This is a genomic window from Vibrio sp. Isolate34, from assembly GCF_022397915.1.
In the GTDB taxonomy this organism is placed as follows: domain Bacteria; phylum Pseudomonadota; class Gammaproteobacteria; order Enterobacterales; family Vibrionaceae; genus Vibrio.
The window spans coordinates 98998-122974 of the sequence record NZ_JAKEUO010000015.1 but is presented as its reverse complement, the minus strand read 5'-3'; the positions used below and the strand labels follow the sequence as shown (position 1 = coordinate 122974).

The 23977-nt window shown below is 45.2% G+C and carries 20 protein-coding genes; 11 read left to right on the top strand and 9 right to left on the bottom strand.

Features of this window, described 5'->3' with window-relative positions; all coding sequences use genetic code 11:
• Positions 1 to 12: 12 nt before the first annotated feature.
• Genes pcnB through panC form a run of 4 tightly spaced genes read left to right on the top strand, consistent with a single transcriptional unit; the run spans position 13 to position 3566 of the window.
• Positions 13 to 1368, top strand: coding sequence for a polynucleotide adenylyltransferase PcnB (gene pcnB / locus L1D22_RS16395; protein WP_017633243.1), 1356 nt, complete (start codon positions 13 to 15; stop codon positions 1366 to 1368).
• Positions 1365 to 1844 (top strand): 2-amino-4-hydroxy-6-hydroxymethyldihydropteridine diphosphokinase, encoded by a 480-nt coding sequence (gene folK, locus L1D22_RS16390; protein WP_239830565.1) that lies wholly within the window; start codon positions 1365 to 1367, stop codon positions 1842 to 1844. The genes pcnB and folK overlap by 4 nt, the downstream gene beginning before the upstream one ends.
• A 28-nt stretch (positions 1845 to 1872) precedes the next feature.
• Positions 1873 to 2667, top strand: coding sequence for a 3-methyl-2-oxobutanoate hydroxymethyltransferase (panB, locus tag L1D22_RS16385; protein WP_176680420.1), 795 nt, complete (start codon positions 1873 to 1875; stop codon positions 2665 to 2667).
• 8 nt (positions 2668 to 2675) lie between these two features.
• Positions 2676 to 3566: a pantoate--beta-alanine ligase gene (gene panC / locus L1D22_RS16380; protein WP_086048786.1), complete on the top strand. Its 891-nt coding sequence runs from the start codon at positions 2676 to 2678 to the stop codon at positions 3564 to 3566.
• Between the two features lie 138 nt (positions 3567 to 3704).
• Here the strand turns inward: panC and L1D22_RS16375 are convergent, their stop codons facing one another.
• The 3 genes from L1D22_RS16375 to L1D22_RS16365 form a co-directional block, all read right to left on the bottom strand.
• Complete coding sequence (locus tag L1D22_RS16375; protein WP_017633239.1) at positions 3705 to 4475, bottom strand: ABC transporter permease; 771 nt, start codon at positions 4473 to 4475, stop codon at positions 3705 to 3707.
• Position 4476: 1 nt separating this feature from the next.
• Complete coding sequence (locus tag L1D22_RS16370; RefSeq protein ID WP_239830564.1) at positions 4477 to 5394, bottom strand: ABC transporter ATP-binding protein; 918 nt, start codon at positions 5392 to 5394, stop codon at positions 4477 to 4479.
• A 362-nt stretch (positions 5395 to 5756) separates the two neighbouring features.
• Positions 5757 to 7388 carry a SulP family inorganic anion transporter gene (locus L1D22_RS16365; protein ID WP_239830577.1) on the bottom strand — a complete coding sequence of 544 codons (1632 nt, stop codon included), beginning with the start codon at positions 7386 to 7388 and terminating at the stop codon, positions 5757 to 5759.
• A gap of 286 nt (positions 7389 to 7674) precedes the next feature.
• Between L1D22_RS16365 and can the strand changes: the two genes are divergently transcribed.
• Complete coding sequence (gene can, locus L1D22_RS16360; RefSeq protein WP_017633236.1) at positions 7675 to 8343, top strand: carbonate dehydratase; 669 nt, start codon at positions 7675 to 7677, stop codon at positions 8341 to 8343.
• A 74-nt stretch (positions 8344 to 8417) separates the two neighbouring features.
• On the opposite strand, the gene hpt is transcribed toward can, so the two are convergent.
• Positions 8418 to 8948: a hypoxanthine phosphoribosyltransferase gene (gene hpt / locus L1D22_RS16355; protein WP_017633235.1), complete on the bottom strand. Its 531-nt coding sequence runs from the start codon at positions 8946 to 8948 to the stop codon at positions 8418 to 8420.
• A 337-nt stretch (positions 8949 to 9285) separates the two neighbouring features.
• Between hpt and L1D22_RS16350 the strand changes: the two genes are divergently transcribed.
• Positions 9286 to 9891: a LuxR/HapR/OpaR family quorum-sensing transcriptional regulator gene (locus L1D22_RS16350; RefSeq protein WP_048664508.1), complete on the top strand. Its 606-nt coding sequence runs from the start codon at positions 9286 to 9288 to the stop codon at positions 9889 to 9891.
• Between the two features lie 315 nt (positions 9892 to 10206).
• Here L1D22_RS16350 and lpdA read toward each other — a convergent pair whose 3' ends face one another.
• The 5 genes from lpdA to ampD all read right to left on the bottom strand — a co-directional run bounded on the left by lpdA (position 10207) and on the right by ampD (position 18416).
• A complete protein-coding gene (lpdA, locus tag L1D22_RS16345) occupies positions 10207 to 11637 on the bottom strand; it encodes a dihydrolipoyl dehydrogenase (RefSeq protein ID WP_017630530.1) in 1431 nt (476 codons plus the stop codon).
• A gap of 241 nt (positions 11638 to 11878) precedes the next feature.
• The gene (gene aceF / locus L1D22_RS16340; protein WP_239830563.1) at positions 11879 to 13801 is read right to left on the bottom strand and encodes a pyruvate dehydrogenase complex dihydrolipoyllysine-residue acetyltransferase; all 1923 of its coding nucleotides are present in this window, start codon (positions 13799 to 13801) and stop codon (positions 11879 to 11881) included.
• A gap of 30 nt (positions 13802 to 13831) precedes the next feature.
• On the bottom strand, positions 13832 to 16510 hold the full coding sequence (aceE, locus tag L1D22_RS16335) for a pyruvate dehydrogenase (acetyl-transferring), homodimeric type (RefSeq protein WP_239830562.1): 2679 nt from the start codon (positions 16508 to 16510) through the stop codon (positions 13832 to 13834).
• Between the two features lie 62 nt (positions 16511 to 16572).
• Positions 16573 to 17334, bottom strand: a complete 762-nt coding sequence (gene pdhR, locus L1D22_RS16330; protein ID WP_017629813.1) for a pyruvate dehydrogenase complex transcriptional repressor PdhR — start codon at positions 17332 to 17334, stop codon at positions 16573 to 16575.
• Positions 17335 to 17816: 482 nt separating this feature from the next.
• Complete coding sequence (gene ampD, locus L1D22_RS16325) at positions 17817 to 18416, bottom strand: 1,6-anhydro-N-acetylmuramyl-L-alanine amidase AmpD (protein ID WP_239830561.1); 600 nt, start codon at positions 18414 to 18416, stop codon at positions 17817 to 17819.
• 83 nt (positions 18417 to 18499) lie between these two features.
• Between ampD and nadC the strand changes: the two genes are divergently transcribed.
• From nadC to L1D22_RS16300, 5 genes are all read left to right on the top strand, one after another.
• The gene (nadC, locus tag L1D22_RS16320) at positions 18500 to 19390 is read left to right on the top strand and encodes a carboxylating nicotinate-nucleotide diphosphorylase (protein ID WP_239830560.1); all 891 of its coding nucleotides are present in this window, start codon (positions 18500 to 18502) and stop codon (positions 19388 to 19390) included.
• Between the two features lie 255 nt (positions 19391 to 19645).
• Positions 19646 to 20101 carry a pilin gene (locus tag L1D22_RS16315; protein WP_239830559.1) on the top strand — a complete coding sequence of 152 codons (456 nt, stop codon included), beginning with the start codon at positions 19646 to 19648 and terminating at the stop codon, positions 20099 to 20101.
• 6 nt (positions 20102 to 20107) lie between these two features.
• On the top strand, positions 20108 to 21793 hold the full coding sequence (pilB, locus tag L1D22_RS16310) for a type IV-A pilus assembly ATPase PilB (protein WP_239830558.1): 1686 nt from the start codon (positions 20108 to 20110) through the stop codon (positions 21791 to 21793).
• A gap of 15 nt (positions 21794 to 21808) precedes the next feature.
• The gene (locus L1D22_RS16305; protein WP_239830557.1) at positions 21809 to 23038 is read left to right on the top strand and encodes a type II secretion system F family protein; all 1230 of its coding nucleotides are present in this window, start codon (positions 21809 to 21811) and stop codon (positions 23036 to 23038) included.
• A gap of 67 nt (positions 23039 to 23105) precedes the next feature.
• Positions 23106 to 23975 (top strand): A24 family peptidase, encoded by an 870-nt coding sequence (locus L1D22_RS16300; protein WP_239830556.1) that lies wholly within the window; start codon positions 23106 to 23108, stop codon positions 23973 to 23975.
• Positions 23976 to 23977: the final 2 nt, after the last annotated feature.

The window sequence follows — 23977 nt, the reverse complement described above, 5'->3', positions numbered from 1 at the left end:
TGTTCTAAACTAATGAATACAAACGACAATACCCCAAGCGAACAACGCGGATTCCACGAATTAGCTCTGAATATTTATACTCGTCAAGAGCACAATATTTCACGCAAGCAGATCAGCGACAACGCACTAAAAGTGTTATATCGCCTGAATGGTGCGGGTTTTGACGCGTTTTTAGTCGGTGGTGGTGTACGCGATATCCTATTAGGCTCTCAGCCAAAAGATTTTGATATTGCGACCAACGCAACGCCAGAGCAAATCAAGAACCTTTTCAGAAACTGTCGCCTTATCGGTCGCCGTTTCCGCTTGGCGCACATCATGTTTGGTCGTGACATCATCGAAGTAGCTACTTTCCGTGGTCACCATCAAGAGCCATCGAAAAACGTGTCTGCCCAATCTAAAGAAGGCATGCTACTACGCGATAACGTATACGGCAGTGTTGATGAAGATGCAGAACGCCGCGATTTCACAATCAACGCGATGTACTACAACATTGCAGACTACAGCATCCACGATTACGCGGGTGGTGTAGAAGATTTAGAAGACAAGCTGATCCGTCTAATCGGCGATCCAGAAACACGCTACCGCGAAGACCCAGTACGTATGCTACGTGCTATGCGCTTCGCCGCTAAACTGGACTTCGATATTGAAGAAGACACAGCCGATCCAATCGAAGAGCTGGCACACCTTCTAAAAGATATCCCAGCGGCACGTCTCTACGAAGAGTCTCTTAAATTACTTCAATCAGGTCACGGTTTAGAAACCTACCATCTGATGCGTGAATACAACCTGTTCCAACAGATGTTCCCAGCAATCGCTGAGTTCTTCACTGAAGATTACGACTCTCACACAGAACAGATGCTTGACTTGGTGCTCGACTCTACCGACCTTCGCATCGAAGATGGCAAACGAGTAAACCCTGCGTTTATGTTTGCTGCGATCCTTTGGTATCCAATGAACAAGTTGGCAGACAAGTTAGTCGCAGAGCAAGGCATGGCGCACTACGATGCGATCATGGAAGCAAGCAACATCATCCTTGACCAGCAAGTTAAATCTATTGCTATCCCTCGTCGTCACACAGCAACCATTCGTGAAGTTTGGCAGCTGCAATTACGACTTCCTCGCCGCAACGGTAAACGTGCCGTTCGCCTAATGGAGCTAAACAAGTTCCGTGCAGGCTACGATTTCCTAGAAATGCGTGGTGAGATTGAAGGTGGTGAAACCAAAGATCTAGCGAAATGGTGGGAGCGCTACCAAACAGCAGGTCGCAATATGCGCCAAGCTATGGCGAATGACGTAGCAGCACCAGCAAAGTCAGGTAATCGTCGCCGTAAGACTTACCGAAACAAAAAGAGTAAGCAATCAGAATGATCACTGCTTACATTGCGGTCGGCAGCAACCTTGCCGACCCAGTTAGCCAAGCAAATTTGGCTATCGAAACGCTAAAAAACCTACCGCGATCAACGTTTGTTGCGACCTCACAGCTATATAGTAGCACTCCAATGGGGCCACAAAATCAACCAGACTACATCAACGCGGTAGTGGCAATCCAAACCGAATTAACGCCAATTGAACTGCTTGATTGCACTCAAAAAATCGAGCTAGAGCAAGGGCGCGTCCGTAAAGACGAGCGTTGGGGTCCAAGAACCTTGGATCTCGACATTGTGTTATACGGCAATGAGGTGATCGATTCAGAACGCTTAATCGTTCCTCATTATGGAATGAAAGAACGAGAGTTTGTACTCTACCCGCTTGCTGAAATCGCACCAAGTTTACAACTCCCTGATGGGACTGAGCTGACAGAACTACTCAAAATAGTAGATAAGAACGGGCTCAATGTTTGGTAGCAATAGCCAAACGCATTAAGGAAAACCAATGAAAAAAGTAACCATTAACGACCTTATCAAATGCAAAACTGAAGGCCGTAAATTCGCGACTTCGACAGCTTACGATGCGAGCTTTGCTCAATTATTCGAAAGCCAAGAAATGCCAGTGCTGCTTGTCGGTGATTCACTGGGTATGGTTCTACAAGGCCATAACGACACATTACCTGTTACCGTTGAAGAGATTGCTTACCATACGCGCTCAGTGCGTGCAGGTAGCCCTAACTGCCTTCTTATGGCTGACATGCCTTTCATGAGCTACGCGACTCCAGAGCAAGCTTGTGAGAGCGCTGCAACCTTAATGCGTGCTGGCGCGAACATGGTAAAAATCGAAGGCGGAAGCTGGTTGGTTGATACTGTGAAGATGCTAACAGAGCGTGCTGTACCAGTATGTGCACACTTGGGCTTAACGCCTCAGTCTGTAAACATCTTTGGTGGTTACAAGATTCAAGGTCGTGACGACGAGCAAGCCGATAAAATGGTTGCTGATGCTCTAGCATTGCAAAACGCAGGCGCACAAATCGTTCTACTTGAATGTGTACCAGCTTCATTGGCAAAACGAATTACAGAAGCTTGTGACGTACCGGTTATCGGTATCGGCGCAGGTAACGTTACCGATGGTCAGATCCTTGTTATGCATGACATGTTCGGTATTTCTGCGAATTACATGCCGAAATTCTCTAAGAATTTCCTAGCTGAAACAGGTGATATGCGTAAGGCTGTAGCTCTATACAAAGAAGAAGTAGAGAGCGCGCGCTTCCCTGATGAAGCTCATACAATCGCTTAGGAGTAAGTATGCAAACTTTTGCTGAAATAGCGGCTCTTCGTGAGCAGATTAAACAGTTTAAGCGTGATGGACGTACGGTTGCTTTTGTTCCGACAATGGGAAACCTGCATGAAGGACACCTAACTCTGGTAAAGAAAGCTCGCGAACTGGCTGACATTGTTGTGGTAAGCATCTTTGTTAACCCAATGCAGTTTGACCGTGCTGACGATCTAAACAACTATCCTCGTACGTTAGAAGCTGATTTAAGCAAACTAACAGGCGAAGGGGTTGAACTGGTATTTACACCAACGCCAGAAGTTATGTACCCAGAAGGATTAGACAAGCAGACGTTTGTTGAAGTCCCGGGAATCTCTCACATGCTTGAAGGTGCTTCTCGTCCGGGCCACTTCCGCGGTGTATCAACGATTGTCACTAAACTGTTCAACATCGTTCAGCCAGATTTTGCATGCTTCGGCGAGAAAGATTTCCAGCAACTTGCTGTGATTCGCCAGATGACGACAGACTTAGCGTTAGACATTGAAGTTGTGGGTGTCGCGACGGTTCGTGAAATGGACGGTTTGGCAATGAGCTCTCGCAATAGCAACCTAACCATTGATGAGCGTCAACGTGCTCCTGTCCTAGCGCGCACCATGCGTTGGATCAGCAGTGCAATTCGCGGCGGTCGCGATGATTACGCATCCGTGATTGAAGATGCGACAGACCAGCTTCGTGCCGCAGATCTACAACCGGATGAAATCTTCATCTGCGATGCTAAGACTCTGCAAGCCATCACTTCAGAATCAACTCAAGCAGTGATTCTTATGTCAGCCTTCCTAGGTAAGACTCGTCTTATCGACAACCAAGTTCTTGATTTGGTAACGGAAACGAAAGAAGAAGTGAAAGAAGAAACGGCTGAGTAATCGCGTTCTTCTCTTTGCGTAAACCAGCTTCTAACGCAAAGCAAAAGCACAAACGCAGAACATAAAAAAGGTCGATGTAATATCGACCTTTTTCTTTGTCTGTTATTCAGGATAACCCGTTATTGACTACGATTGGTATTAACTGCGTAAACCGATACCCTTTGTCACTAGGTAATGTGCGATGCCATACAGCACCACGATAAACACACCTAGCACACCAAACGACGTCACAATACCCACATCAGACACACCCAAGAAGCCATATCTGAACGCGTTTACCATGTACACGATAGGGTTCAGCTTCGATATACCTTGCCAAAACTCAGGCAATAAACTGATCGAGTAGAACACACCGCCAAGGTAAGTCAGTGGCGTCAAGATAAAGGTAGGGATAATCGAGATATCATCAAACGTGCGAGCAAAGACCGCGTTAATCAGACCACCCAGTGAGAACACGACTGAAGTTAGGAATACCGTCGCAATGATCACGCCCCAATGATCGACTTGTAGGTCAACAAAGAACAGTGATACGAAGGTTACGATAGTGCCGACTAGCAAACCACGCACGACACCACCCATCACAAAACCCGCGATAATCACGTAGTTAGGAACTGGTGCGACAAGCAGCTCTTCAATATTTTTTTGGAACTTAGCACTAAAGAACGACGACGCCACATTTGAATATGAGTTGGTGATCACCGACATCATGATCAAACCAGGAACAATGTATTCCATGTAGCTAAAGCCGTTCATTTCACCAATACGCGCACCAATTAGGTTACCGAATATGATGAAGTAAAGTGTCATGGTAATCGCTGGCGGCACTAGAGTTTGCACCCAGATACGCGTAAAGCGATTGATCTCTTTAGTTAATAAACTACAGAAAGCTGTCCAATATAGGCTGTACATATTATTTACTCCCCTCACGGACAATACTCACGAATAGCTCTTCTAGACGGTTTGCTTTGTTACGCATAGAGAGGACTTTCACCTGCTGATCACTCAACTGAGCGAAGATGGTATTCAAGCCGAGGTTCTTGTCGATTTCAATTTCAAGCGAGCCATTGACCATCACTTGGCTATTCACGCCTTCTAGCTTAGGTTCCGTCGCGCCCTCTTCAAGATCCAAAATAAAGGTCTCGGCGCTCAACTTACCTAGCAACGCTTTCATGGTTGTGTTCTCAATCAACTCACCACGATTGATGATACCGATATTGCGACACAGCATTTCCGCTTCTTCTAAGTAGTGAGTGGTCAAGATAATGGTGATGCCCTGCTTCTCGTTGATCTCTTTCAGGAATTCCCACATAGAGCGACGCAGCTCAATATCGACACCTGCTGTTGGTTCATCAAGGATAAGCAACTGTGGCTCATGCATCAGTGCACGAGCAATCATCAAGCGACGCTTCATACCACCAGACAAGTTACGCGCACGTTCGCTACGTTTTTCCCACAAGTCGAGTTGAGATAGGTACTTTTTCGCTCGCTCTTTCGCTAAGGCTTTTGGCACGCCGTAATAACCCGCTTGTTGCAAAACGATCTGCTCAACAGTTTCAAACGGGTTAAAGTTAAACTCTTGAGGCACTAAGCCTAGGTTTTGTTTCGCCAACTCCAGATCAGTATCAATGTCGTAGCCGAACACTTTAACCTTGCCTGAAGTCTTGTTAACCAGTGAAGAGATAACACCGATGCTGGTCGACTTACCCGCACCGTTTGGACCAAGTAGTGCGTAAAAATCGCCTTTTTCTACTTGTAAACTAATGCCTTTAAGAGCCTCAAAGCCCCCAGCATAAGTTTTTCTTAATTGCTCAATTTCTAATGCATACATAGAGATAGACTGCCATTTGCTATAGATAGATGTTGATGACCGAGCATGAGGAAGAGAGTGAAACGTAAAACGAACTAGCTGAAAGCTAACCCAAGATTTGTTTACTCGGCCATTTTTCAAACAAGTTTATCGTTGATTGACGATGAATACAAATATCGTGTGAGAGTTTATTTCGAAAAAAATAAGCGTCTTGGCTACGTGAAGACTAAATCAATGTTCAGTAAATATAAAAATGCCGCTAAGTGATTCACTTAACGGCATTAATGATCAGCCTTGAAGTGAGCGTCTATAGCTTATTCATATTAGCTTATTCATATTAGCTTATTCATATCAGCTCATTCATGTTCGCTTATTACTGAAAATTAAACTGACTCAAATTGATGCTCATCTCTGTCAACATAGCTGGTTGCAGCCGTCAGGGCTTCATATCTAAATCGATAAGTGTTGGATTCCGGCACCAGGTCAATCACATGGAATTTCTCAAGTTGCTGACGTGTATTCTCGTTAGGACACAACAAGTACACCTCACACTGCGCATCTAGAGCATCCTTGATAGCATTCTCCAGCGCTAGACCTACGGTTACATCAATCATCGGAACGTCCGTTAAATCTAAAATCATCGCTTCATAGTCAGAGATACTCGAGTGCTGACGCGAAATCGCTTTAGAAACACTGAAGATCATTGGCCCAGAAAGATAGAAGAACAGAACCTTACCATTCGCGCTATCGAGCAACTGACGTTCGCTATCGGTCAATGGGATATCGTCTTCATCATCACCATCACTGATCGCCTTAACTTGTCTGGCTTGTTCTCGGCTCAATCTTTCAATAATCAGAATATTCGAGATAAACACGCCCAATCCGACAGCAATAATCAAGTCGACAAACACAGTCAGGAGCATCACGCCGTACATCACGCCCATGCCGGCATAGCTAACCTTGTGCGCGCGCTGAATGAAGCTCCAATCGAGAATGTTGAAGCCCACATACATGGCGATACCTGCCAACACCGCCATAGGAATCGGTTCGGTTAAGCCACCCGCAACCAATACCACTAGCGCAAGTACTAAAGCTCGAATAACACCTGAAAGCGGAGAACGCGCGCCAACCTGAATATTGGTGACAGTACCCATAGTCGCGCCCGCACCAGGCAGTGCGCCGAACAGGCCAGAAAGCATATTTGCGATACCCTGCCCTCGCAGCTCTTTATCAGAGTCATGCTCTTTACGAGTCAGTGAATCACCGATAACCGCAGTCAAAAGCGTATCAATACAACCCAGCGTACCAAGCACTAAGGCATCAATAACCATAGTGGTGAACTGTTCAGCGCTAATAGTAGGAATAACAAAAGAAGGCAGCCCGGCAGGGATTTCACCAATGCGGCGAATAGAATCGGTATCGAAGAAGATAACAGACAGCAGAGTCACAGCCACTAACGCGACCAGTTGTGCGGGTACATACTTGCGGTACTTAGCTGGGAAGCCAAAAAGAATACCGAGCGTCAAAGCACCTAAAAACAGTTCGCTCACTTTTAAGTTTGCGAGCGTATCAGGAAGCGCGGAGAGTGTGCCCATCACCCCACCAGAGGGAGCGGCATGTCCTAGCAGTGGCGAAAGTTGAAGGATAATCAGAATAACGCCAATACCCGACATAAAGCCAGAGATCACACTATATGGCATCAAAGTAACGTATTTTCCGAGCTTTAACGTGCCAAGTAATATTTGAAACGCACCCGCCATCATCACAACGGTAAAGGTCATTGCCATTCCGGTTTCAGGATACTTAGCGACCATGCTCGTCATTACTGCTGTCATGATCACTGTCATCGGGCCGGTTGGCTCAGATATCAGGCTGCTTGAACCGCCAAACAAAGCGGCAAATAGGCCGACCATAATCGCACCCCAAAGGCCGGCTTCAGCACCAGCCCCAGAAGCAACACCAAATGCCAACGCTAAAGGCAGTGAGATGATGGCTGTAGTCACACCGCCAAACATATCCCCTTTGAGATTGATATCCGTAAAACGACTTCCAAACAAAACACACCTTCCTGATGATGAAATGACAAACCTTATCACTTTAACAAATGTATCAAGTGTTCAGAAAGTGTTAATTCAATCACATTATTCATGTCTTATAACCAGATCATAGCTTCTAAGCTAAGTTCATGATTTTAACGACTAGAACACGTCAGATGAGTACTAATTGACACAGTTTTTACGAGATTGAATTTGTAACATTGTGTATAGTTGTGATTCTTAATTAAGGGATGTAAGACGCAAAATGCCAGAGATTAAACAGCTTTTTGAAAACAACTCTAAATGGTCTGAAGAGATTCGTTCAGAGCGACCAGAGTATTTTACAACGCTTGAAGAGGGTCAAAACCCTGGTTTCCTATGGATCGGCTGCTCTGATAGCCGTGTACCGGCCGAGCGTCTCACTGGTTTGTATTCTGGCGAACTGTTTGTTCATCGAAATGTAGCTAACCAAGTGGTTCATACCGACCTAAACTGCCTGTCTGTTGTGCAGTACGCGGTCGATGTACTCAAAGTTAAACACATTATTGTGTGTGGCCACTACGGTTGTGGCGGTGTTAACGCGGCGATTGATAATCCTAAACTTGGTCTAATCAATAACTGGTTACTTCACATCCGCGACAATTACCTAAAATACCGTAAGCAGATAGAAGGGCTTCCTCGTGAGCAATGGGGTGACAAACTGTGCGAGATTAACGTCGCTGAGCAGGTTTATAACCTAGGTAACTCAACCATTATGCAAAACGCATGGGAGCGAGGCCAAGAGGTTGAGATCCACGGTGTGGTTTACGGGATTGGCGATGGCAAGTTACAAGATCTTGGCGTACGTTGCTCAAGTAACGATACCCTAGAGAACAGTCATTTAGAGGCATTGAATAAAATCTTAACGACGCCTCTTCTTAGCCAGCAAGGCTAGACCATTCCACTATAAATACAAAAAGCCCGCTTGATGCGGGCTTTTTAATGACTTCTATTCGACAAGCGTAATAATTACTCTTGAGGTACAACTTTACCGATGTACGGTAGGTGACGATATTTTTGTGCGTAGTCGATACCAACACCCACAACGAATTCGTCAGGGATTTCAAAACCAATCCACTTAGTATCTACTGTCACTTCACGACGAGAAGGCTTGTCTAGTAGCGTACAGATTTCAATAGATTTAGGACCACGTAGGCTCAGAATCTCTTTCACTTTAGTCAGTGTGTTGCCTGTATCGATAATGTCTTCAACAAGCAGAACGTCTTTACCTTGGATATCATCATCTAGGTCTTTCAAAATACGAACATCACGTGAGCTTTCCATGCCGTTGCCGTAGCTAGACGCAGTCATGAAATCAACTTGGTGAGTTAAATCGATAGCACGAGCAAGATCCGCCATAAAGACAAAAGATCCACGTAATAAGCCAACTAAAACTAGATCTTCACTACCCTTGTAATGTTCCGTGATCTGTTTGCCTAGTTCGTTCACTCGATCCTGAACTTCTTGCTCAGAGATCATGACTTCAACTGTATGCTTCATACTGCTCTCATTTTATTTGGTGATTGCGACAAGTTTAGACAGTTCTGCCATCGGCGCCGCTCAATTTGTGCGTAAGTCTAGCACTGCTCAAATACCCACACCACCTTATGGTTCAAATTTACTGTCAGATTATCAACGATAATGCGTGTTAATGCCTTGTCCGATAGTCGCTTCCTTTCACATCAATACTGATCACGCTTTATGTATCAAGTTTGATGTAACTGTCTATTAAATAAGCTCAAAGGATTGACCATTCGCATATGCACCATTACACTCATCTTGGCTTAAATAATAATAAAATCATTAATATAAGAAATTCGTTGGCAAGGAAAACAAAATGGACTCAATCTCTAAGAGACCTAGAACTAGGCTTTCACCCCTAAAAAGAAAACTTCAATTGATGGAAATCGCACTTGAAGTGTTCTCTCGCCGTGGCATTGGCCGTGGTGGACACGCAGATATTGCAGATATTGCTCAGGTGTCTGTAGCAACTGTATTTAACTACTTCCCAACCCGTGAAGATCTGGTTGATGAAGTACTGAATCACGTTGTACGCCAATTCTCTAACTTCCTTTCAGACAATATCGACTTAGATATTCACGCAAAAGAAAACCTACATAATATTGCGACTGAAATGGTGACGTTAGTGGCTCAAGATAGCCATTGGTTGAACGTATGGTTTGAATGGAGCGCATCGACTCGTGATGAAGTATGGCCTCTATTCGTAACCACTAACCGCACTAATCAAATGTTAGTTCAGAACATGTTTAGCAAAGCGATTGAACGCGGCGAAGTTTGCGACGATCACGATCCTAAGCATCTAGCGAACCTATTCCACGGCATCTGCTACTCGCTATTCATTCAAGCGAAACGTGTAGAAACGCCAGAAGAGCTTTCAAGCTTAACGGATAGCTACCTAAACATGCTGTGCATCTATAAATAGATTCGAGAAGAATAGTGAAGGGTTGACCTAATGGGTCAACCCTTTTTTGTTTTAGCACTAGCTCTTCGTATCCCGGAGCGCAGCGTATTCGCATCCCGGAGTGAAACGTTCCTGCTCCTTACTTCAGACATAAAAAAACCGCTGACGAATCAGCGGCTTTTATAATCTAGATATACTCAAAATAATTGGAGTTGCAGCTAGGCGACCCTTTCTTTGTTAAGTAACTAAAGTTCAGCCCTATGAGCATAGATTTACTATGTGATTAGGGTGAACTTACGCAGTTAACAACGCTGCGGCTTCAAGTATGAAGAGTATTTACTTCTTCTTTTTCACTGCTTTCTTATTTGGAAGGTCAGTGATTGAACCTTCGAATACTTCCGCAGCTAGACCAACAGACTCGTGCAGAGTTGGGTGAGCGTGGATAGTAAGAGCGATATCTTCTGCGTCACAACCCATTTCGATTGCTAGGCCGATTTCACCAAGAAGCTCACCACCGTTAGTACCAACAACAGCACCACCGATTACGCGATGAGTATCTTTATCGAAGATCATCTTAGTCATACCGTCTGCACAGTCAGAAGCGATTGCACGACCAGAAGCAGCCCAAGGGAAAGTAGCAACTTCGTAGTTCAGGCCTTCCGCTTTCGCTTCTTTCTCAGTCTTACCTACCCAAGCTACTTCTGGCTCAGTGTACGCAATTGATGGGATTACTTTAGGGTCGAAGTAGTGCTTCTTACCAGAGATAACTTCAGCAGCTACGTGACCTTCATGCACACCTTTGTGAGCAAGCATTGGTTGACCAACAACGTCACCGATCGCGTGGATGTGAGGAACGTTAGTACGCATTTGCTTATCAACATTGATGAAGCCACGCTCATCAACTTCGATACCTGCTTTTTCAGCGTCGATAAGTGCACCGTTTGGAACACGACCGATAGCAACAAGAACAGCATCGTAGCGCTCAGCTTCAGCTGGTGCTTTTTTGCCTTCCATTGAAACGTAGATACCGTCTTCTTTCGCTTCAACAGCTGTTACTTTAGTTTCAAGCATTAGCTTGAACTTGTTCTTAATACGCTTAGTGAAGACTTTAACGATGTCTTTATCCGCAGCAGGGATAACTTGGTCGAACATCTCAACTACGTCTACTTTAGAACCCAAAGAGTGGTAAACCGTACCCATTTCAAGACCGATGATACCACCGCCCATGATAAGCAGTTTTTCAGGAACTTCATTCAGCTCAAGTGCATCCGTAGAATCCCAAATACGTGGGTCTTCATGAGGGATGAATGGAAGCTTGATTGGGCGAGAACCCGCAGCGATGATTGCGTTGTCGAAGTTAACAGTTGTTGCTTCGCCTTCGCCTTCAACAAGAATGCTGTTAGGACCTGTGAACTTACCGAAACCGTTAACAACCGTTACGTTACGCATCTTAGCCATACCGCCAAGACCGCCAGTTAGTTGGTCTACTACTTTTTCTTTCCAGATACGGATCTTGCTGATGTCCGTTTGTGGCTCGCCGAATACAACGCCGTGCTCTGCCATCGCTTTAGCTTCTTCGATTACTTTAGAAACGTGAAGAAGTGCTTTTGATGGAATACAACCAACGTTTAGACATACACCACCAAGAGTGCTGTAACGTTCAACTAGTACTGTTTCTAGACCTAAATCCGCACAACGGAATGCAGCTGAGTAACCAGCAGGACCTGAACCAAGTACAACAACTTGGGCTTTAATTTCTTTGCTCATTGTGACCTCTTGTAGTCATTATCCCTAACAGGCTGAGTAGATGTTCTTAAATTATTGGGCTTTCAAACAGGAAACATTTTACAGAGATGTTAACAGTGTGAAAGTAGCTTTAAGTTAGCCTGTGAGCTAGACAACAATTCCCTTCCGCTTTATGAGAAATGCGGGAAACTGTTCTCTAAAAATAGTCTTTATATAAAGAATTAAGGTGACCCGAAAGCCACCTTAATAATTACTTTCTCAATTACAGTACTAGACGACGAATGTCAGATAGTGCGCTGTTTAGGAAAGTAATGAAGCGTGCACCTTCAGCACCATCGATCACACGGTGGTCGTATGATAGAGACAGTGGAAGCTGTAGACGTGGTTGGAACTCTTTACCGTTCCAAACTGGCTTAATTTCAGACTTAGATACACCTAGGATACCTACTTCTGGTGCATTTACGATTGGAGTAAATGCAGTACCGCCAATACCACCAAGGCTAGAGATTGTGAAACAACCGCCTTGCATGTCTGCCGCTGTTAGCTTACCAGCACGTGCTTTCTTAGACACAGCCATTAGCTCTTCAGATAGCTCGTAAATGCCTTTCTTGTTCACGTCTTTGAATACAGGAACAACTAGACCGTTTGGAGTATCTACCGCGATACCTACGTTTACGTACTTCTTAAGAATGATGCTTTCGCCATCTTCAGAAAGAGAAGAGTTAAACGCTGGGAACGCTTCTAACGCTTTAGCAACAGCTTTCATGATGAACACAAGAGGAGTGATCTTCATGCCAGTGTCTTTCTTAGCTTCGATTGCGTTCTGCTCTTTACGGAATGCTTCTAGCTCAGTGATGTCTGCGTTATCCCACTGTGTAACGTGAGGGATCATTACCCAGTTACGGTGTAGGTTTGCACCAGAGATCTTCTTGATCTTAGAAAGCTTCTGAACTTCAGTTTCGCCGAACTTGCTGAAGTCAACTTTTGGCCATGGTAGTAGACCAAGAGCAGAACCATCGCCGCCTTTGCCAGATGCCGCAGCACCAGACTCTAGACGCTTAAGTGCATCTTTAACGTAAGACTGAACGTCTTCTTTAAGGATACGGCTCTTACGACCAGTACCTTTAACCTTAGAAAGGTTAACGCCAAATTCGCGAGCAAGACGACGAACAACTGGAGAAGCGTGCGCGTAGTCGCCGTTCTCTTGGAAGTCGCCAGCTGCTGCTGGAGCCGCTGCAGGTGCTTCTGCTTTAGGAGCAGGTGCCGCCGCTGGAGCTGCTGCTTGTGCAGGTGCTGCAACAGGAGCAGGAGCTGCGCCTTCAACCGGAGTGCCGGCCACAACGAAAGTCATGATTAGAGAGCCAGTTGACACTTTGTCGCCAGCTGCAATCTTGATTTCTTTTACTGTACCAGCGAATGGTGCAGGAACTTCCATTGAAGCTTTGTCGCCTTCAACAGTAATTAGAGATTGCTCTTCTTCTACTGTATCGCCAACCGCTACCATGATTTCAGTAACTTCTACTTCGTCACCGCCGATGTCAGGAACGTTTACTTCTTTCTCAGCTGCGGCAGGCGTACCTGATGCTGCTGGAGCCGCTGCAACTGGTGCTGCCGCCGAAGGAGCCGGTGCTGCTGCAGGAGCTGAACCAGCTACTTCGAATACCATTACTAGAGAACCAGTAGAAACTGAATCACCAGAAGCGATCTTGATTTCTTTAACGATACCAGCGAATGGTGCAGGAACTTCCATTGAAGCCTTGTCGCCTTCAACAGTAAGAAGAGATTGCTCTTCTTCTACTGAATCACCGATAGCAACCATGATCTCAGTAACTTCTACTTCGTCGCCACCGATATCTGGAACGTGAACTTCTTTAAGCTCTGCCGCTGCTGCCGCTGCAGGCGCAGCTACTGGAGCTGCCTCTGCTGCTGGAGCAGGTGCAGCTTCAGCTGCACCCTCGGCTTCGAAAATCATGATTAGAGAACCAGTAGAAACTGAATCGCCTTCAGCTACTTTGATTTCTTTAACGATACCTGCTTGAGACGCTGGAACTTCCATAGAAGCTTTGTCGCCTTCAACAGTGATCAGAGACTGTTCTTCTTCAACCTTGTCGCCAACGCTTACAAGAATCTCAGTAACTTCAACCTCATCCGCACCGATGTCAGGTACATTAATTTCGATTGCCATTGCTTATTTACCTTCTAGTTAAGCGCTGTATTAAGCGTATTGTGGGTTTGTTTTTTCAGTGTCGATATCGAATTTAGCAATTGCTTCAACAACTACAGATTTCTCGATATCACCACGTTTAGCCAGTTCAGTTAGAGCTGCAACTACGATGTAGCCAGCGTTAACTTCGAAGTGACGACGTAGGTTTGCACGGCTGTCAGAGCGGCCGAAACCATCAGTACCAAGTACTTTGTAAGACTCGCTTGGCATGTAAGCACGTACTTGCTCAGCGTAGTTCTTCATGTAGTCAGTCACTGCGATTGCAGGTTCTTTACCAAGTACAGTTGTGATGTACGGTACTTTCTCTTCAGCTTCTGGGTGAAGCATGTTGTCACGCTCTACCGCTTGGCCGTCACGAGTTAGTTCGTTGAACGACGTTACAGAGAACACGTCAGATGCGATGCCGTACTCTTCGCTTAGAATTACTGCAGCTTTACGCGCTTCATTCATGATAGTACCAGAGCTCATTAGTTGAACTTTGCCCTTAGGCGCCTGTCCACCTTGAGGAGCGTGAGATTCAAGCTTGTAAATACCTTTACGGATGCCTTCTTCAGCGCCTTCTGGCATTGCTGGCATTGCGTAGTTCTCGTTCATTACTGTTAAGTAGTAGTAAACGTTCTCTTGGTTCTCACCGTACATACGACGGATACCGTCTTGCATGATTACCGCTAGCTCGTAAGCAAACGTTGGGTCGTAAGAGATACAGTTAGGTACTGTGTTCGCCATGATGTGCGAGTGACCATCTTCGTGCTGTAGACCTTCGCCGTTTAGCGTTGTACGACCAGCTGTAGCACCCAGTAGGAAGCCACGAGCTTGTTGGTCACCTGCTAGCCATGCCATGTCGCCAATACGTTGGAAACCGAACATTGAGTAGTAGATGTAGAACGGAATCATCGGTAGATCGTTTGTGCTGTATGACGTTGCAGCAGCAACCCATGAAGCCATAGAACCTAGTTCGTTGATACCTTCTTGAAGAACTTGACCAGACGTTGCTTCTTTGTAGTAAGAAACGATGCCTTTATCTTCTGGAGTGTAATCTTGACCGTGTGGGTTGTAGATACCAACCTGACGGAATAAACCTTCCATACCGAATGTACGTGCTTCATCACAGATGATAGGAACGATGTTCTTACCAATGTTCTTATCTTTAAGAAGGATGTTTAGCGTACGTACATAAGCCATAGTTGTAGAGATATCACGCTTCTGTTCACCCAGTAGAGGTGCGAATGCGTCTAGCTCAGGAACTTTGAACTCTTGAGTGAATTTTGGCAGACGCTGAGGAGTGTAACCTTGTAGTGCTTTACGACGAGCATGCAGGTATTCGTACTCAGCTGAACCTTCTTCCAGTGTTAGGTAAGGAAGCTCAGATACTTTCTCATCAGAAAGGATGTCTTGTAGGCCTAGACGGTCACGTAGGTATTGTACGTGAGTCATGTCCATCTTCTTAACACCGTGAGCGATGTTCTTACCTTCTGCAGCTTCACCCATACCGTAACCTTTAACTGTCTTAGCTAGGATTACTGTTGGCTTGCCACCTGTTTCTTTTGCATTGTTGAATGCAGCGAACAGTTTAGAAGAGTCGTGACCACCACGCTTCAGTTCGAAGATTTGGTCGTCAGTCATGTCTGCAACTAGTGCAGCTGTTTCTGGGTACTTACCAAAGAAGTGCTCACGTACGTATGCGCCATCTTTAGATTTGAATGTCTGGTAGTCACCATCGATAGTTTCGTTCATTAGTTGAAGAAGCTTACCAGTCGTGTCTTTAGCTAGTAGAGAATCCCAGTTGCTACCCCAGATAACTTTAACAACGTTCCAACCTGCACCTTTGAATAGGCCTTCAAGTTCTTGAATGATGCTACCGTTACCCATTACAGGGCCGTCTAGACGCTGTAGGTTACAGTTGATTAGGAAACATAGGTTGTCTAGCTTCTCACGCGCAGCGAAAGAGATAGCACCACGTGATTCTGGCTCATCCATCTCACCGTCGCCTAGGAAAGCGTATACACGTTGAGCAGAAGTATCTTTAAGACCACGGCCTTCTAGGTATTTAAGGAAACGAGCTTGGTAGATCGCAGAAATCGGACCTAGACCCATAGATACTGTAGGGAACTGCCAGAACTCAGGCATCAGTTTAGGGTGCGGGTAAGAAGGGATACCTTTACCATCAACTTCTTGACGGAAGTTATCTAGCTGCTCTTCAGTTAGACGACCTTCAATAAATGCACGAGAGTAGATACCAGGAGAGATGTGACCTTGGTAGTAAACTAGATCGCCACCGTCAGTCTCGTTTGGAGCACGGAAGAAGTGGTTGAAACATACTTCGTAGAACGCTGCTGCTGACTGGTAAGAAGCCATGTGACCACCAAGGTCTAGGTCTTTCTTAGAAGCACGCAATACGATCATGATTGCGTTCCAGCGAATAATCGAACGAATACGACGCTCAAGAGTTACGTCACCAGGGTAAGCTGGCTCTTGCGCTGCTGGAATTGTGTTGATGTAGTTTGTGTTGATGCCTGTAGCCATATCAACACCATCTAAACGCGCTTTATCTAGAACTTGTTCTAGTAAAAACTGTGCACGTTCTACACCTTCTTCACGTACTACTGACTCAAGAGCTTCTAACCAATCTTGAGTTTCCAGAGCATCAACGTCATGCTTCATGTCAGACATGGCGATCTATCCTTTTTGTTAGTTGGATTCTACTAAACACGTAAAAAGTCGAAGTATTACGACTATTTACCCTGTTGAATTCGACGTAGAGAACGTTCGCGGCGCGACTCTTCCTTCGTCAAATCCAGCAATGTTTCTTCGATGTAAGCTAAATGAGAGTGTGACATTTCACGTGCCTGTTCTGGCTGCCCTGAAACAATCGCATCTACAATGTTAGCTCGATGTATACTCACTTTCTCCACAACGTCTTTACGACGATGCAACAGCTTTAAATTCTCTAAGACGTTTTGTTCGAGTAACGGAGCCAAACTACGAACAATGTGCAATAACACCACATTGTGCGCTGCCTCTGTTAAAGCAATAAGAAAAGCCATCACCGCTGCAGATTCGGCTTCAATATCACCCTTATCTTGCGCACCGTGAATTTTATCTTGGCATGCTTGAATTCGAGCAAAGTCTTCATCAGTGCCACGCAATGCCGCAAAGTAAGCCGAAATCCCTTCCATCGCATGACGCGATTCCAACAAGTCTAGTTGGGTTTCAGAATGGGAGGACAACAAATTAAGCAAAGGATCTGAAAAGCTTTTCCAGATATTTTCACTAACAAACGTACCTCCGCCTTGACGGCGAGTAAGCAAGCGTTTTGCTTCTAAACGTTGTATCGCTTCTCGGATTGAAGGACGAGACACATCGAACTGTTTCGCCAGTTCACGCTCAGGCGGCAGCTGCTGCCCTGGCGCCAGTGTTCCTTCCACTATCAACCTTTCTAACTCTTGTTCGATAACATCGGAGAGTTTTGGCTGACGAATCCTTTGATAAGCCATAGTTTGTTGTTCTTCTTTTTCTTCGCTGACAATTGGTAATACCAATTTTAAGTTGGGCAGAAATTAACATAATTAAAACGCCACTGTCCAGCGTAAAATTGACCTGCATCATAGAATGCAGTTTGAATTAACCGTGATTTAACAAATGAAATTTAAAACAGCAACCAAATTGGTCTTACCATTTACAGGGGTAATACTTTTGGGGAGGCTTCGTGCTAGAAAGTTTCAGGATAAAAATGAATTGTTTCAGAAAGATTAGCCTAACTCGGTTAAAAATCGAACCAAGCGCACATTTGGGAGGGAAATTCTGTTCATAAGTTTTAATATATGAGTGTTTGATAAGCTCGTCACACTCTCGATTTATTGATGCCCTTCCTTCAACCACTTTTTTACATCGCAACAACAAAAATTCACAAGTAATTATGCTCAGCGTTGACTATCTAAGGCTCTGTAATCAGCAGAGCCATAAAGAAAATGAAAGCTTAGAAGTTCAGCTTACCTTTAAACTTCTGCCAATCGAAAACCAAACCTGGGTCAGTTTTACGTAGAGGTGCAATGTATTGATGGCCAGTGATGCGTTCATTGGTGATTTGAGGAAAGCTTGATACCAGTGATTCCGTTAACTGGGTCAGCGCTTGATACTGCTGCTCAGTATAGGCAACAAAGTCACTGCCCTCGAGTTCAATACCAATCGAGTAATCATTGCACCTTTCACGCCCTGCAAAACTCGACTGACCGGCGTGCCAAGCTCGATCAAGGAAAGAAACGAACTGCACCACTTCACCATCACGACGAATCAAGCAGTGCGCCGATACGCCCATTTGGTGAATCACCTTAAAAAAGGGATGCTCAGCGGGGTCTAGCTTACCCGTAAAAAACTGCTCAATATAAGGACCACCAAATTGCCCCGGTGGCAGACTAATGTTGTGAACCACCAGCAGAGAGATATCATCAACACTAGGCCTTACATCAAAATACGGGGAAGGAACATGCCGAGCGTTGTCGTACCATCCGTTGGAGCTGATCGTCATCTTGGTCTCACTTTCTTTTCTGCTAGCACAATAAGATGTGACCTTGCCCATAGAGCAGTCGCGCTAGCCTCTTTAATTTGAAGTTAAGCAAGAGTATCATTCCAATCCCACTCCCTTTCAAGATTAGATTTGCGATGAAAAACACACATAACAGCCACCAACGCCTTGACTACTTAAAAGAGCAACTGCCTCTAGAGATCACTCGTGCAGTAGCCGAAACTATCAAAGAAGATCTGGGTGGCACGTTAGATCCAGCGGCTGACATCACAGCAAGTCTAATCCCAGCAGACGCAATCAACAGCGCAACCATCATTACTCGTGAGCACGGCGTATTCTGTGGCAAAGCTTGGGCTGATGAAGTATTTAAGCAATTGGGCGGTGAAGTAACAATTGAGTGGAATGTAGAAGATGGCGATAAGGTTGAGCCAAACCAAACTCTTTGTACTTTAACTGGCCCAGCACGCGCACTACTAACCGGTGAGCGTAATGCAATGAACTTCATTCAAACACTGTCTGGTTGTGCGACAGCAACAGCTATCTACGCAGACAAAATTAAACACACAGAGTGCCGTCTGTTAGATACTCGTAAAACGATTCCAGGCCTACGCAGCGCACTAAAATACGCGGTCGCTTGTGGCGGCGGTTTCAACCACCGCATCGGCGTTTTCGATGCTTACCTAATCAAAGAAAACCACATCATCGCTTGTGGTGGTATTGAGAAAGCTATCTCTACGGCAAAAGAGCTGAACCCAGGAAAACCTGTTGAAGTAGAAACAGAGAGCCTAGAAGAGCTAGAGCAAGCAATCAACGCGGGCGCAGACATCATCATGCTAGATAACTTCACCACAGACATGATGCGTGAAGCCGTTAAGATTAACGCGGGTCGTGCTGCACTAGAGAACTCTGGCAACGTGACACTAGATACGATTGCAGAGTTTGCTGAAACGGGTGTGGATTACATCTCTGTCGGTGCGCTAACTAAGCACCTAAAAGCAATGGATCTATCAATGAGATTCCAAGCGTAATTTACTGAATAATAAATAAGTTATCGCTAAAGGCACTGTTAATGACAGTGCCTTTTTTATTACCTTAATTGTCAGTATTTCAAGCAGTTATTTAAGTTGATCGCATAAATTTGCGCGCTATATGAAACACCACACTAATAAATACAAAACCACTCGCGACCACACCTGAACACCATTCCACTTCCCCACCTCGACTTCTATTCTCTCTACCAACCAGTGCTTGCACTGAAACAAACTAAAGAATGGAATTAGACAATGAATAACAAGAACAAAAGAACAAATCAGAAAGGTTTTACCTTAATTGAATTGATGATTGTAGTGGCTGTGATTGGAGTCCTTTCTGCGATTGCCATTCCTCAATATCAAAAATATGTAGCCAAGGCAGAAGTTGCATCAGCCTTAGCCACAATGACAGGCATAAAAACCAATGTAGAGGCTTATACCGCGGAAAACGGGGCTTTTCCTGCTAATAGCTTAACCGCTGAACTAGGTGTCCCATCAAAGATACCAGTTGGAGCGATTACATTTGAGCCTGACGCATCAGCAGGTGTTGGCACTATCGTCTTTACATTTGCAAGCTCTGGAGTTAGCACCATTCTACATGAAAAAGTTTTCGTATTAGGTCGCACAGGGGATGGCGAATGGGAATGTGATAGTCATGCAACAGATGGTGTCGAGGACGCTCTATTACCAAAAAACTGTAAACTATAATATTCAATGCTAACCAACCTCCCAACAGTTCTTCGTCAGGCTGACTTACTTAGCCTGACTCAAGAACAAGCCGTTGCGGAACACATACATGCTTCAGGTATATCAACACCTGAAGCTTTACTCGTTCTTGATTTATTCACCAGCGAGAGTCTCGCACATAATATTCAAGCCATTTTCGGTTTGCCGTTAGTTCAGCTTGCCAACATTGACTATGAAGTCTTGTGCGACCAATTAGGGCTTCGTGAGCTGATCACCAAGTATCACGCTATCCCTATTTCAGTCTCGAGCTCGACGCTCACACTTGCTTCCGCCGACCCGACCGATTTACAAGCCGAAGATGATTTCCGGTTCGCGACTGGATTGCAGATAGAGCTTGTTGTCGCTAACTACGCAGAATTAGAGGGAGCAATACGAAAATTGTATGGCCGTTCTATTTCCGGGCAAGGCTCCAAACGAAAAGAAATCACCCAAGACGAACTCGCCAACCTAGTTGAAGTTTCTGACGATGAGATGACTTCAATTGAAGACCTCAGCCAAGACGACTCACCCGTTAGCCGCTTTATCAACCAGATACTGGTCGATGCGGTACGGAAAGGTGCTTCCGATATCCACTTTGAACCTTACGAAGAACACTACCGTGTGCGACTACGTTGTGATGGCATATTAGTTGAGATACAGCAGCCCGCTTCCCATTTAAGTCGCCGTTTATCTGCTCGTTTGAAGATTCTCGCCAAACTGGATATTGCCGAACGTCGCTTACCACAAGATGGACGCATTAAGCTCCGCTTGAATGATGAGCTCGCGATTGATATGCGTGTATCAACACTGCCGACCTTATGGGGGGAAAAGATAGTACTGCGACTGCTTGATAGTAGTGCGGCCAATCTCGATATCGACAAGCTTGGCTACAGTGAAGATCAAAAAGCCCTCTACCTTAATGCCTTGAAACGCCCACAAGGAATGATCTTAATGACAGGGCCAACCGGCAGTGGCAAAACCGTGTCTCTTTATACTGGGCTTCGAGTACTGAATACCACAGAACGTAATATTTCCACAGCCGAAGATCCGGTAGAGATTAACCTGTGTGGTATCAATCAAGTACAGGTCACGCCTAAGATCGGCTTTGGGTTCGCGGAAGCATTGAGATCGTTTTTACGACAAGATCCTGATGTGGTGATGGTCGGTGAGATCCGAGATCTAGAAACGGCAGAGATCGCGATCAAAGCATCGCAGACCGGTCACTTGGTGCTTTCTACACTCCACACCAACTCTGCAGCTGAAACCGTAACGCGACTCGCTCACATGGGGATAGAACCCTTTAACCTTGCTTCGTCTTTGAGCTTGATCATTGCTCAACGTCTTGCGAGACGCTTATGTAACCACTGTAAAGCTGAAGACGATTCACCAGATATTTATCTGCGTCACTCTATCCCCAATAACCAAACTATCTACAAAGCCAACACTCAAGGCTGTAATGAGTGCAATCAAGGGTACTCCGGTCGTGTTGGTATCTATGAAGTGATGCCATTTACCGACAAACTTAAAAACAGCCTAATTAACAAACCTAATGCGTTAGCGATTGAAGATCTCGCTCGCCGAGAAGGCATGCGAACATTGCAAGAATCTGGTCTAGATAAACTGCTTGAAGGTACCACCAGCTATCAAGAGCTACAACGTGTTCTGTACATTTAACTCAATGGAGCACCAATGAGCAGTAAGTCCAAGCAATCCCAACTAAAAAGCTATCATTGGAAAGGCATTAATAGCTCAGGTAAGAAAGTGTCAGGGCAAACCTTAGCACTCACCGAATTAGAGGTGCGAGAAAAGCTCAAAGATCAGCACATTCAAATCAAGAAAATCAAAAAGAAAAGCATCTCTACACTGACTCGTTTAACACACCGTGTAAAACCCAAAGACATCACTATTTTAACTCGACAACTTGCGACTATGTTGGCTACTGGTGTGCCTATCGTGCAGGCTATTAAGTTAGTCTCCGACAACCATCGCAAAGCTGAAATGAAGTCCATCCTCTCGCATATCAGTAAAGGTGTAGAAGCAGGAACGCCTATATCAAAAGCGATGCGAACCGCAAGCCGCCACTTTGATGACCTCTACACTGATTTAGTCGCCACAGGTGAACTATCAGGCAACCTTGCACAAGTATTTGAACGCTTAGCAACTTATCGAGAAAAGAGTGAACAGCTAAAGTCTAAGGTTATAAAAGCACTTATTTACCCTGCGATGGTGGTCATTGTTGCACTGACTGTCTCTTACCTAATGCTGACCATGGTTATTCCCGAATTTGAATCTATGTTTTCAGGGTTTGGCGCCGATCTTCCTTGGTTTACCCAACAAGTTCTTCATCTTTCTCATTGGATGCAGGCTTACAGTTTTTATGCCGCTGTGGGCATTGGATTTATAGCGCTAATGATCCATCAACTGTGTCAGCGGTCTTACTCGATTCGATTATCAGCCAGTCGCTTAGGGTTACGATTTCCGGTGCTTGGTGGTGTGATGGCCAAAGCCTCTATCGCGAAATTCAGCCGCACCTTATCAACCAGTTTTAGTTCTGGTATTCCGATTCTCATGAGCCTTAAAACCACCGCCAAAACCGCAGGCAATTTGCATTATGAATCGGCGGTTATTGAGGTTCACCGTGAAACTGCAGCTGGAATGCCGATGTACATTGCAATGCGTAATACCAATGCCTTCCCCGAGATGGTGTTGCAGATGGTGATGATTGGAGAGGAGTCAGGCAACCTTGACGATATGCTGAATAAAGTGGCCTCGATTTACGAGTTTGAAGTCGACAACACCGTCGATAATCTGGGCAAGATCCTAGAGCCATTGATCATCGTATTTTTGGGGACGGTTGTTGGCGGGCTTGTGGTTGCGATGTACTTACCGATCTTTAATCTTATGAGTGTGTTAGGATAGCCAAAAGCAACTAAACACCCATGAGTAGCAAACTTCTGCTCATATAGATCAAGTGGTAAAGGACACTATGGAAGTATTTCACTACTATCCTTGGCTATTCCCCGTATTAGCTTTCATTTTTAGCCTTCTTATTGGCAGCTTCCTCAACGTCGTCATACACCGCTTACCGATTATGATGGAACGTGAATGGCAACAAGAGTGCTCGGAGTATTTCTCTCAATATAAAATCCCGGCACCTAAAGGGAAATTTAACCTGAGCATTCCACGTTCGACTTGTCCGAAATGTGAAACCCAATTAAGAATCATCGACAATATCCCAGTATTAAGCTGGTTGTTCTTAAAGGGTAAATGTCACAGTTGTGCGAACCCAATCAGTGCTCGCTACCCTTTGGTTGAACTGCTTACTGCAATCCTTTGTACCGTAGTCGCGAGCCACTTTGGTTTTGGTTTCTACGCTATTGCGCTGATCTTTTTCACCTTCGCACTGATTACGGCGACCTTTATCGATCTCGATACCATGCTGCTGCCTGATCAAATCACCTTACCTTTGGTTTGGTTTGGTATTGCGTTAGCTCTGTTTAATATCAGCCCTGTATCACTTCAAGACTCTGTGGTTGGCGCTATGGCAGGCTACCTAGCCCTATGGTCAGTGTACTGGCTGTTTAAGCTGCTAACTGGCAAAGAAGGCATGGGTTACGGCGACTTCAAACTGCTGGCGGCACTTGGTGCATGGCTGGGTTGGCAGCATCTACCAATGATCATCCTTTTATCGTCACTTGTTGGTTTGGTTTTCGGTTTGATTCAGCTGCGCTTGAAACAGCAAGGCATCGATAAAGCCTTTCCATTTGGACCTTATCTTGCCATCGCAGGCTGGGTTAGCTTGATGTGGGGTAACGACATCATGGGTTGGTATTTAACTTCTGTACTAGGAATGTAACC